The sequence below is a fragment of the Virgibacillus sp. SK37 genome (genome assembly GCF_000725285.1).
Taxonomy (GTDB): Bacteria; Bacillota; Bacilli; order Bacillales; family Amphibacillaceae; genus Virgibacillus_Q.
Genome location: NZ_CP007161.1, coordinates 1,600,896 through 1,612,930 on the forward strand (window position 1 = coordinate 1,600,896; position 12,035 = coordinate 1,612,930).

The window sequence follows — 12,035 nt, forward strand, 5'->3', positions numbered from 1 at the left end:
GAAAGGGTTAGAGATCTATGAATTACATCGGAAAAATATTACCGGTTGATGGATATTTTGTCGAATTAAAGAATGACTTGCCAACAGAATATACCTTCTCTTTAACACATTTGTATCAGCCTTTAATCGGTATTCATGCGATTTCATTATTTCAAACTCTTTTAAATGAAAGAATGTTTACTTCAAATACGCCGCAAACACACCATACGTTGATGAATTATTTAAATTTGCCGTTGGACGAGGTATACCGGTCAAGGATAAAGTTAGAAGCTATTGGGTTACTGAAAACTTATGTTAATCAGACGACCCAGGCAACTATATATACATACCAATTACAAAGTCCTTTTTCCCCTGCTGGCTTTTTTAATGATGCCATGCTTACACAACTCCTATATCATCATATTGGTGAGGAGAAATACTCCCTTTTAGAAAAGCATTTCTCCAAGAAAAAGGATAGGCAAACAGGTGTTGAAGTAACAGCATCTTTTAACGAGGTATTTCAAACATTCACACCTACGATGGAAGGATCCCCTACTAACCAACCCTTGGAGGAACAGGAACAACAATTGTCACAATTAGATTTCTCCTGGATGGAAAATATGTTAAAACAACGAATGATCCCGATTAACAGAGTTTTAACAAAAGAGAATCGCAAACTAATAATGCAAATGATGAATTTATATGATCTTGCTTCATTTGAAGTGGAAAAATCAGTCTTATGGGCGCTTTCCGAAGACAACATTTTAAATCAGGAAGAATTCAAAAGTGCTTGTCATGATTTATTTAAAACAAAGAATAACCAGCAACCCGTAAGATTAACAGAAAAACAAAATAGAGAGAAAACGGTTCGTAATAGGCCACTCACAAAAGAAGAACAGCTAATTTATGAGCTCGAAACAATTTCCCCTAAACAATTGCTGGAAGATTTATCAAATGGTAATCAGGCCTCTGAACAGGATATGAAAGTGATCCGCGAGGTAATGACAAGACAAGGGCTCCCGTCTCCAGTGATGAATGTGTTAATTCATTATGTGCTGTTACAATCGAATATGAAGCTTTCTAAAGCGTATATCGAGACAATAGCAAGCCATTGGTCCAGAGCGAATTTACAAACTGCAAAAGATGCAATGGAGTTTGCAAAAAAAGAAAAAGAGCGATATCAAGGAAAACAGAAGAGCATTCAGAATAATTCTTATCGTAACAAGTCTACTGAAGTAATTCCGGATTGGTTTAAAGACAGGAATAAGAAAAAATCAACAGAATCAGAGGATATACGTGGAGTAGACAAGCAGAAAGAACAGGAGGAAATAGAAGCATTGCTTCGTCAGTACTCTGTTAGTAATGAAAAATAATTTGTCTCAAGGATGATTTTTATGAAACCTGTACAAACAGCTTTACAAAAATGGATGAGAGAGAATGAAAATTTTAAGGATAACTATGCCCGTGTTAAACAGGAAGTAGTTAACGATCCTGAGATCAGAGAATTTCTTTCTCTACATCCACAGCTAACTCAAAAAGAGATTGATAAAAATTTAATAAAGCTTTACGAGTATAAATCACAGACCAAGCAATGTACGGCGTGTAAATCATTTGATTCGTGTGTAAATATGCTTCAAGGGTACTCACCGATTTTACATGTGGAAAATAATGAAATACATTTATCTTATGAGAAGTGCCATAGTAGACTTGACTATGAGAAACAAAAGAAGCAACAAAAGCTTATCCAGAGTCTATATATGCCTAAAGAAATTATGGAAGCTACCATAGCTGATATCGATAGTAATCCGGAAAGAAGCAATGCCGTGCGTGAATTGCTTTACTTTGTTGACCAGGCAAAAAGTGGAATTCCTCAAAAGGGGATCTATTTTTATGGTCCATTTGGAGTTGGGAAAACATATTTTCTGGGAGCACTAGCAAATAAATTAAAAGAATTTAATGTTTCTTCTACGCTCATATATATGCCTGAATTTGTAAGAGAAATAAAAGCCTCCATGAAAGATGATTCTTTTAATGATAAAGTTGAATTCTTCAAAAAAGCGGATGTTCTAATGCTTGATGATATTGGAGCTGAAATGCAATCAGCCTGGTTCCGTGATGAAATTCTAGGCTCGATACTTCAATACAGGATGATGGAACGTCTTCCGGTATTCTTTACTTCCAATTATAGCTTGGATCAGTTGGAGAAGCATCTTGCCACTACCAGGGGTGGAGTAGAATTAGTGAAGGCTGGTAGAATCATTGAGCGAATGAAACAAGTATGTAAGGAAGTAGAAATAAATGGAAAAAATCGAAGAAACTAGTATGTTAAAGGGCTGGTAAAAAAACAAATGAATTGTTTTTTACCAGCTTTCTTTGTAAGGATAAGTATAAATTTGCCTCGTCCTACTATGAAGAAATTTATTTACTTGCAGGGCAATGCTTTTTTATTAATTTCATTTACTAGTTTTCCTGATTATTCATTTTTTCTCATCTTTGTCCATATAATGTAACAGTTCGGTGTTGGGTGAGGGTGATGTTTATTGCTGGAGGTTTATATAGAAACTGATAAAGAAGTAAGCTTCTTTTGTGACCGCTTGTTTTATTATGATCCGCATATTGAATTGTACTGGAAAAGAAATGAAGATTGGGGGAATCATCTATGTGTTGATAAAAGCGCTCCTGCAGATGATTTAGCCAAGACAAATGCTCGGGCAATGGTAGATGTGTTTATTAAATATCGTTTAAGGTCATGTTTAAAAGAAATTATTTATAATTATTATTACTACACGAATACTGACGAAGTGGAACGTATATTGGATCTGGCCCAATGGATAGTAAAAGGTGATGATGAAGACAGTAGGAAAGTTAGGAAAGACAAGGATCCGAACAAATTATTAATGTCTTTGTTCATAGCAAATTTTAAAAATATAGCTACAATCCATTTTGATTCAATCGTTAAGTTTGGTTTAAAGAAATTTAAGGAAAAACTTGTTTACTATGTTGGATTAGCCATTGATGAATTTAAGCGAGAGGAAGAACATCAGGAATTTGTTAATATGCTTCGCGAATATATTACTAAAAAAGATCCAATAATAACAGAAATACATGTATTGCAAGGGGAGTCTTTCGCATTTTATTATTCTGACGGGAAAAGTATGTCCCCTATAGACCTTCATAGCATCATGCAAAAGGAACCGTTGTACATGGTAGGTCTAGACGAAGAGGAAATGAATTTAGCTCCTTTGATTGCAATGGCACCTGCAAAGGTAAATATCTATGGCGATAAGCCAGATGACCCAAAAACATTGACAGTAATAAATGTTTTTCAAGAAAGAGCCAGTCTTTTTCCTTATAGAAAGTTTCCTTTTCTTTATAAAATCAAAAAACAGTGAATAAAGACTTGATTTTAAAACATTGTAGGGCTATAATACTCATTATAAATCTATTACTTAAAAGTATGGAGAAGGACAGAATTAATTGTTCCTGGATGGACTAGAGAAGGAAGTCATTGGCTGGAAGCTTCCGCATCACATTCAATTAATTACCACCTTTGAACTCTGCTATCGAATGTTAGTAAATAGCAGCGACTAATCTGCGTTAAAGATACCAAAGCCGTAACTATTACGGAAATTAGGGTGGAACCACGACGTGACCAACGCTCGTCCCTTTGCTAAGAAGCAGAGGGATGGGCGTTTTTTAATTGAAAAAGGAGTGAATATAAATGGCAGCAGACATCTCAATTATTTTTCCAGATGGAGCAGAAAAACAATTCCCTAAAGGTACAACAGGTGAGGAAATAGCTGGGTCTATCTCTTCAGGTTTAAAAAAGCAAGCAGTTGCTATTAAACTAGATGGGGAGCTTGTTGACTTAAGACGTGAGTTGGAAACAGGTGGCAAAATTGAAATTATAACGTATAAAAACCAAGAAGGTATTGAAGTAATGCGCCACTCCACAGCACATCTGATGGCACATGCTATTAAAAGGCTTTATAAAGAGGTAGATTTTGGTGTTGGACCTGTAATCGAAGAAGGATTTTATTATGATATGGATATGGAGCATACAATTACTCCAGATGACCTTCCTAAAATTGAAAAGGAAATGAAACGAATTGTGGATGAAAGTCTTGATATTATTAGAGTAGAGGTTTCTCGAGACGAAGCCAGGGAAATGTTCAAAGATGACCATCTTAAGCTTGAATTAATAGATGCTATACCGGCTGATGAACAGGTGACCATTTATAAACAAGGTGAATTCTTTGATTTATGCAGAGGTATTCATGTGCCATCAACAAATAAAATTAAAGCATTTAAATTGCTAAGCATATCTGGTGCTTATTGGCGTGGCGATAGCAATAATGAACAGCTCCAACGTATATATGGAACTGCATTCGAAAAGCAGAGCCAGGTGGATGAGTATCTCAGGATTCTTGAAGAAAGAAAAGAAAGAGATCACCGAAAGCTTGGTAAAGAACTGGATATCTTTACAGTTTCTCAAAAAGTAGGCCAAGGATTGCCGCTATGGTTGCCAAAAGGGGCTACTATACGACGGACAATTGAGCGGTATATTGTAGACGTTGAAGAAAAGCTAGGATACGACCATGTTTATACACCTGTTTTAGGAAGCAAAGAGTTATATGAGACTAGTGGGCATTGGGAGCATTATCAGGAGGATATGTTCCCACCGATGGAAATGGATAACGAAACATTAGTGTTGCGTCCGATGAATTGCCCACATCATATGATGGTATTTAAAAATCAATTATGGAGCTATCGTCAATTACCTGTAAGGATTGCGGAATTAGGCACAATGCACCGTTATGAGATGAGTGGGGCATTGGCTGGTCTTCAACGTGTACGTGCTATGACTCTGAATGATGCACATATTTTTGCCCGACCTGATCAGTTGAAAGATGAATTTGTTCGGGTAATTGAACTGATTCAGCGTGTATATAAGGATTTTGGAATTAATGATTACTATTTCCGTCTATCTTATCGAGATCCTGAAGATAAAGAGAAATACATCGACAATGATGAGATGTGGGAAAAAACACAATCCACTTTAAAACAAACAATGGAAGAATTAAATTTGGAGTATGTGGAAGCAGAAGGAGAAGCGGCATTCTATGGACCGAAGCTTGATGTCCAAGTCAAAACAGCATTAGGAAAAGATGAAACTTTATCTACCGTGCAGTTAGATGTACTCTTACCTGAACGTTTTGATTTGACTTATATTGGTGAAGATGGAAAAGAACATCGACCAGTAGTCATTCACCGTGGGGTTGTATCTACTATGGAAAGGTTTGTAGCCTTTTTAATTGAAGAGTACAAGGGGGCATTTCCAACTTGGCTTGCACCAGTGCAAGTGAAGGTAATTCCTGTATCACCACAAGTTCATTTGGATTACGCAAAATCAGTTGCTGATAAATTAAGATTACAAAATATCAGGGTATCCATCGATGAGCGTGACGAGAAAATTGGATACAAAATACGTGAGGCACAAACCCAAAAGATTCCTTTTGCTTTAGTTCTTGGTGACAATGAAATTGAAGAAAATGCAGTTAATGTTCGTCGTTATGGTGAAAAAATTTCAGAAACAATAGCATATGATGAATTTGAAACATTAATTAATAAAGAAATAAACGAAAAAATATTAAATAAACGATAGATAAAGAGCCCAGGCAGTAAATAACTGCCCGGGCTTTCTTTAGGTTTTAATTTACATGTGAGTAGCCAATGATCAGGTAAAAAAGATAAACTCCGACTTTACTTTTCGTCTTTAGAGTATGAAAAATAACTGAGTTGCTGGAAAGTTCACTGAAATATTGAATCTGATTACACCACCGCTACGGAAAACACTGCGCTTTTCGGGGGCGGCTGATGAGCCTCCTCATGCTAACGCATTCCGGGGTCTCACCTATGCCTCATCTCCCCCAGAAGTCTCCGTATTTTCCTCCGCTTAATTTCAGCAATAATGGCTTTAGTATTAGGTGGGTGGAAAAAGCTTGCATAACATCTTCAAGTACAAGTGAAAAGCCTAATCGGCATTTGAAATTTGAAAGCAGATACAAATTGATTGGAGCGGAAGGGGGCGACTCCTACCGGAATAGCATGAGCTGAAGACCCTGGACGGAGCGTAGCGAAGGAAGCAGCTGAAGCCATGCCGGTGGAAAGCGTCCCACTAAAGCGGAAATCAATGGTCCATCCGCTTCCTTAAATTGAAATATACTTTAGTTCACATTTTACTCTTACTATGAATGTACGAGAAAATATTGATATTCCAATATTTGCATTAAAAGTACAAAGTGTAAAGTTTTACTTAAGAAAAATTACTATTAACCCATTTATCTTGACTAAAGGCCGCAAAGAAGATATATTATAATTATTCACTTAAGCATACATGCAAAGTATGTTTGACAAGAAACAACCAACATGTTACTATAAATAGGTTGGAAAAATTAAATGATCTGAGACAAGTAGAAGCACCCGCTTCTCACCTGATCGACACCTTTTGGTAGTTGACTGGTTCTGAACTCTTTTAATATATTATTGGAGACGTGTGGGTGCAGTATGTACCGACACTTTTTTAATGACAAAATATTCGCTTGTCAATGATGATCAGCTCAAAAATAATTTGGAGGTGGCTGGCTATTAGCAAAGATATGAATGTCAATGAGAAGATTCGTGCTAGAGAAGTACGTCTTATCGATTCAAATGGTGATCAGCTTGGGGTGAAATCACGCCAGGAAGCATTGGAAATTGCGCAGACAAGAAACCTTGACCTGGTTTTAGTGGCTCCAAATGCAAAACCACCAGTTTGTCGAATCATGGACTATGGAAAATATCGCTTTGAACAGCAAAAGAAAGAAAAAGAAGCTCGTAAAAAACAAAAAGTCATTAATGTTAAAGAAGTACGCTTTACACCAGGAATTGGCGAACACGATTATGAAACAAAACTGAAGAACGCTAGAAAATTCCTGGAAAAAGGTGATAAAGTTAAAGCTGCAGTGCGTTTCCGTGGTCGTGCAATTACGCACAAGGAACTTGGCCGTGAAGTCTTGGACCGTATGGCTGGAGATGTGAAAGATGTAGCGACAATTGAAACTAAACCAAAAATGGAAGGCCGTAACATGTTTATGATGTTGGCTCCATTAAATGAAAAATAATCATTCAAGTCTATACTAGGAGGAAATCAACATGCCTAAAATGAAAACCCATAAAGGTTCTCAAAAACGCTTTAAAAAAACTGGTTCGGGAAAATTAAAACGTGCACATGCTTACACAAGCCACATGTTTGCACATAAATCCCAAAAGCAAAAAAGAAAGCTTCGTAAATCTGCAATGGTATCTTCTGGAGATTTCAAACGCATTAAAACAATGCTTCCTTATAAATAAGGTCGGCTTTTAAAAAAACTATTTTAAATAATAAAATCAGATTGTACTTGTATTAGGAGGGAATTAATATGCCACGTGTAAAAGGTGGAACAGTAACGCGTCAACGTCGTAAACGCGTCCTTAAATTAGCAAAAGGTTATTATGGTTCGAAAAGAACATTATTCAAAACAGCAAAACAACAGGTGATAAAATCAGGTCAGTATGCTTATCGTGACCGCAGACAGAAAAAGCGTGACTTCCGTAAATTATGGATTTCTCGTATTAACGCTGCTGCTCGCTTGAACGATATTTCTTATAGCAAATTGATGCACGGTCTTAAAGTAGCAGGTGTTGATATTAATCGTAAAATGCTTTCTGATCTTGCTATTAATGATGAAAAAGCTTTTGCTCAATTAGTAGAAAAAGCAAAAACAGCTGTAAAGTAATAGATCAAAAGAGACTAAATTCTTCATGTGAATGAAGGATTTAGTCTCTTTTACTAAGGAGCCGGGAGAATGAGCGAACTAAGTGGAGTGTTATTTTACCTCGGAGGGGTAAATATTTTTACATATATACTGATGGGAATGGATAAACAAAAAGCGATAAAGAAAAAGTATCGTATACCTGAAAGGACATTTTGGTTATTATCACTATTGGGAGGAGCTTTGGGTGTCCTACTAGGGATGAAGTCTTTTCGCCATAAAACGAAGCACACATCATTTCAATATGGGATTCCTATTTTACTAGTAGTAAATATAATTAGTGTTATATATTTATTTTTTTAGATGTCATAAAGGCTCGTCTATTGTCATATAGATTAGAAGGAGGTGATATGCAGCTTGGAAATTCAGCTAGGGAATGGGGAGGAATAGAATGGAGATGCTTGGTAATCATCTTATGACAATCATTGAAACAGGTGGGCTGTTTGCTCCTATCTTGTTCATTAGCTTTCATTTACTAAGACCTTTATTTTTCCTGCCAGTTGTGTTTATCTGTATTACCGGAGGAGTTCTATTTGGAGCTCTAGCGGGAACGCTTTACTCATTAATTGGAATTACTTTATCAAGTATCATTTTCTATTTTGTAATTAGATGGATGCCGAGGACCTCAAAAAAGTTACTCTCTGTAAAGCAAAAAATAGTTGGAAAGAACAGAGAGTTGACTACACCACAAATTGCATTACTCCGTCTTGTACCGTTTATACATTTTCATTTATTATCTTTATGCTTACTTGAAATATCGGCGAGTTTTAAGGATTATACGAAATCATCCCTTTTATCTAATATTCCTATTGCATTTGTATATACTTCAGTGGGAGGCTGGATATCTAACCTAACCCCAATAACCGTCTTTCTATTTCTTTTATTATTGCTCCCTGTATTGTATCTCCTGAGAAGAAAAGAAATTAATATTAAGTGGCAGGATTTCTTCCAGGTTAATGCAGAACAAAAGTGCAAGCGCCTTGCTTCCCCTCGACAAGCCTAAACAAGCAATCGTAACAACGCACTTTGTCAAGTAGAGTTATTGCTAAAGCCATAAGGGTAAGAAGTACCTCGAACTAGATATGGCTAACTTAATAATAGGAATGGTATTAAATGCATTGTTCCTACACAAAAACTCATCCGTACTGGATGAGTTTTTTTACTCTAAAGTTGTGAGTAGTAATTTATTTATAGGGTGTTTCCAAGTAATTTTAGCATAGGGATAACGTAGTAAAATTTCATTTTCAAGAAAATACAAATCATCTCTGGTTAAGCCACGAAGTTCCAAAGAATCGTTAACAGTAATGTTGATATTGACCACTTCAAAGGAATCTTCGGTTGTACCAAGATATTTTTCCCCTTCAAAAAGGCATCCCTTATATACAAACTGAAGATTTTTCTTACTATTATTTGCTTCATCAACGAAATAAAATTCTTTAGATTCCTTAGCAAGTCGTAGCTTTCGCTGGGGATTTCTGTAGTATTGCACCCAAGTGTATATTAATAAGGCAATGGAAACCAATATAAGGATTCTAAATAAGACAACAATCATATCTGACACGTCTCCCTGCTATTTATTACTCTTTATACGAATGACCTGAACAGAAGGTTTCATATTAAGTACATTTACTATTATTTTATTAAAAATTGGAGGAGTGAGAAAGTATAAAGCCTCTAGCTGGTTTAAACTATAACTGCTTCTCCATCCGTGATACAATCAGTAAAAAGAGAAAAAGAGGGATCTGTCATTGGATTGGAAACAACTATATAATATGCAAAAGGAATTGGATCGTTATATTGAAGAGAAGAACAATTTAGAAAACAAAAATGTATTTCAAGAAAAACATCTTGCGTTATTGGTAGAGCTCGGTGAGCTGGCGAATGAAACCCGTTGTTTTAAATTTTGGAGTCAAAAGCCAAGGAATGAAAAACACATTATTCTGGAAGAATACGTAGATGGTATTCATTTTATATTGTCTCTTGGTATAGAAAATGATTTTTATTATATGTCTGAAGAAAAAACTGCACCCAAATATACAGAAACAGAGCAATTTATAAAAGTTTTTCAAGCATGTACGCAATTTCACTCTTTTCCAACAGAAGCAAATTATCAAGTGATGTTTGAAAGCTATCTTCAGCTTGGTAAGTTGCTTGGTTTCAATGAAAAGGATATTCAAAGTGCTTATCTACAAAAAAACGAAGTGAATTTCAAACGCCAGGATACAGGGTACTAGGAAAGATATACTAAATATTTTATTATTTCTTAAAAAGAGTTTATAATTAGAAATGACAGATAAAGGGAGGAATTAGTACATATGGCAAAATTAGATGAAACATTAACCATGCTGAAAGACCTTACGGATGCAAGAGGGATACCAGGAAATGAAAAAGAAGCAAGAGACGTTATGGAGAAGTATATTACGCCTTATGCTGATGAAGTGTTTACAGATAACTTAGGTAGTTTAATTGCGAAGAAAACTGGTGAAGAAAATGGACCGAAAATTATGGTTGCTGGTCATCTAGACGAAGTTGGCTTTATGGTAACCCGTATCGATGACAAAGGATTCGTTTATTTCCAAACAGTCGGTGGCTGGTGGAGTCAGGTTATGCTTGCCCAACGTGTTACGATCATGGGTAAGAATGGAGATGTAACTGGTGTAATTGGTTCAAAGCCTCCACACATCCTATCACCTGAAGCTCGCAAAAAACCTGTAGATATTAAAGACATGTTCATTGACATTGGCGCTTCAAGTAAAGAAGAAGCTGAAAATTTTGGTGTAAAACCAGGAGACTCAATTGTGCCATATTTTGAGTTTACCCAATTGAAGAATGAAAAAATGTTACTCGCTAAAGCATGGGATAACCGAATTGGTTGTGCAATTGCCATTGAGGTTTTGAAGCAATTGAAAGATGTAGACCATCCTAACATCGTATATGGAGTTGGAACCATTCAAGAAGAGGTTGGCCTACGTGGTGCTCGCACATCAACACATAAAATTAAACCTGACATTGGTTTTGGGGTAGATGTTGGAATTGCAGGTGATACGCCAGGGATTTCCGATCACGAAGCAGATAGTAAACTAGGAAAAGGACCACAAATTATACTTTACGATGCATCCATGATTTCACATAAAGGAGTGCGGGACCTGGTAGTTAATACGGCAGATGAAAACAATATTCCTTACCAGTATGCTTCTATGGCAGGTGGGGGTACAGATTCGGGATCTATCCATTTAACTGCAAATGGCGTACCTTCTTTGTCTATTACTGTAGCAACAAGGTATATCCATTCACATGCAGCTATTTTACACCGTGATGACTTCGAAAATGCAGTTAAACTTATTGTAGAAACAATTAAGAAGCTTGACTCAGATACTGTTAAAGATATTGTGCTTGCGTAAATACGTATTAAATTAGTACAAAAAAGCCGAACTGATTCGAAATCTTGTCATAGATTCGAATAAAGTTCGGCTTTTTGCATTTTACTACATGTAGGACCTCATTATTTTTGAAACATAATTTTGTGTTTCTTTAAATGGAGGTATTCCCTGATATTTGTCTACATTACCTGGTCCTGCATTGTATGCTGCTAACGCCAGTTCCACTTTTCCATTGTACCGTTGAAGCATTTGGCTTAGATATTTTGTACCGCCCTCTATATTCTGTTGCGCATCATAAGGGTTAGTTACTCCCAAACCTCTGGCTGTGGCAGGCATTAATTGCATTAACCCCTGTGCACCGACATTGCTTCGCGCTTCATTATTATAGTTTGATTCGGCTTTTATAACAGCATGAATAAGGCCTTCATCCACGCCATATTTGCTGGCAGCATTTTTAATATAGGCATGAATAGAATCAGTGCCTCCTTTTGTGCTGGAACTGTACTCTGGCAGTACGGTAATCGGGTAGGTAGTATGTACGGATGAAGGTATGTATTTCTGCTGCATATAAGAATTATTATAGTTGGTTGCATTATTAATTTTTTCCTGTAATAGCTGCTTGAACGCCAAGTCTGCAAATGCATTATTATTGCTTGTACTTTGTTTTCCGGATGTAATCATAGCCATGGCTTGTTGTTGAATCATCTGCTGCAAAACGCTAATTTCCATTGTCAATCCCCTTCGCTCTTATAGGGTTAGTATTACTATTATCTATTTTACTATAATAATCCATTTAAGCAATATGATTTAAACTATTTCATAT

At 36.2% G+C, this 12,035-nt stretch carries 13 protein-coding genes and 1 other annotated feature; of the genes, 11 read left to right on the top strand and 2 right to left on the bottom strand.

The window, feature by feature from the left end; all coding sequences use genetic code 11:
- Positions 1-17 precede the first annotated feature (17 nt).
- The 9 genes from X953_RS08260 to X953_RS08300 all read left to right on the top strand — a co-directional run bounded on the left by X953_RS08260 (position 18) and on the right by X953_RS08300 (position 8,835).
- On the top strand, positions 18-1,352 hold the full coding sequence (locus X953_RS08260; RefSeq protein WP_040955145.1) for a replication initiation and membrane attachment family protein: 1,335 nt from the start codon (positions 18-20) through the stop codon (positions 1,350-1,352).
- Between the two features lie 21 nt (positions 1,353-1,373).
- Positions 1,374-2,300, top strand: coding sequence for a primosomal protein DnaI (gene dnaI, locus X953_RS08265; protein ID WP_040955146.1), 927 nt, complete (start codon positions 1,374-1,376; stop codon positions 2,298-2,300).
- Between the two features lie 219 nt (positions 2,301-2,519).
- On the top strand, positions 2,520-3,371 hold the full coding sequence (gene ytxC, locus X953_RS08270) for a sporulation protein YtxC (protein ID WP_040955147.1): 852 nt from the start codon (positions 2,520-2,522) through the stop codon (positions 3,369-3,371).
- A 329-nt stretch (positions 3,372-3,700) separates the two neighbouring features.
- On the top strand, positions 3,701-5,644 hold the full coding sequence (gene thrS / locus X953_RS08275; RefSeq protein WP_040955148.1) for a threonine--tRNA ligase: 1,944 nt from the start codon (positions 3,701-3,703) through the stop codon (positions 5,642-5,644).
- An 800-nt stretch (positions 5,645-6,444) separates the two neighbouring features.
- Positions 6,445-6,570 (top strand) — a sequence feature (ribosomal protein L20 leader region).
- Between the two features lie 68 nt (positions 6,571-6,638).
- The gene (infC, locus tag X953_RS08280; RefSeq protein WP_040955149.1) at positions 6,639-7,142 is read left to right on the top strand and encodes a translation initiation factor IF-3; all 504 of its coding nucleotides are present in this window, start codon (positions 6,639-6,641) and stop codon (positions 7,140-7,142) included.
- A 31-nt stretch (positions 7,143-7,173) separates the two neighbouring features.
- A complete protein-coding gene (gene rpmI, locus X953_RS08285; RefSeq protein WP_019376737.1) occupies positions 7,174-7,371 on the top strand; it encodes a 50S ribosomal protein L35 in 198 nt (65 codons plus the stop codon).
- A 68-nt stretch (positions 7,372-7,439) separates the two neighbouring features.
- Positions 7,440-7,796 carry a 50S ribosomal protein L20 gene (gene rplT, locus X953_RS08290; protein ID WP_040955150.1) on the top strand — a complete coding sequence of 119 codons (357 nt, stop codon included), beginning with the start codon at positions 7,440-7,442 and terminating at the stop codon, positions 7,794-7,796.
- Positions 7,797-7,865: 69 nt separating this feature from the next.
- A complete protein-coding gene (locus tag X953_RS08295) occupies positions 7,866-8,135 on the top strand; it encodes a DUF1294 domain-containing protein (RefSeq protein ID WP_040955151.1) in 270 nt (89 codons plus the stop codon).
- 88 nt (positions 8,136-8,223) lie between these two features.
- Entirely contained in the window at positions 8,224-8,835 is a 612-nt protein-coding gene (locus X953_RS08300; protein WP_040955152.1) for a TVP38/TMEM64 family protein, read from the top strand.
- Positions 8,836-8,991: 156 nt separating this feature from the next.
- Here the strand turns inward: X953_RS08300 and X953_RS08305 are convergent, their stop codons facing one another.
- The gene (locus tag X953_RS08305) at positions 8,992-9,384 is read right to left on the bottom strand and encodes a hypothetical protein (protein ID WP_040955153.1); all 393 of its coding nucleotides are present in this window, start codon (positions 9,382-9,384) and stop codon (positions 8,992-8,994) included.
- Between the two features lie 196 nt (positions 9,385-9,580).
- On the opposite strand from X953_RS08305, the gene X953_RS08310 reads away from it, so the two are divergent.
- Both X953_RS08310 and X953_RS08315 read left to right on the top strand, forming a co-directional pair.
- Positions 9,581-10,066 (top strand): dUTP diphosphatase, encoded by a 486-nt coding sequence (locus tag X953_RS08310; protein ID WP_040955154.1) that lies wholly within the window; start codon positions 9,581-9,583, stop codon positions 10,064-10,066.
- 81 nt (positions 10,067-10,147) lie between these two features.
- On the top strand, positions 10,148-11,233 hold the full coding sequence (locus tag X953_RS08315; protein WP_040955155.1) for a M42 family metallopeptidase: 1,086 nt from the start codon (positions 10,148-10,150) through the stop codon (positions 11,231-11,233).
- An 84-nt stretch (positions 11,234-11,317) separates the two neighbouring features.
- Here X953_RS08315 and X953_RS08320 read toward each other — a convergent pair whose 3' ends face one another.
- Positions 11,318-11,941, bottom strand: coding sequence for a lytic transglycosylase domain-containing protein (locus X953_RS08320; RefSeq protein WP_040955156.1), 624 nt, complete (start codon positions 11,939-11,941; stop codon positions 11,318-11,320).
- Positions 11,942-12,035 lie beyond the last annotated feature (94 nt).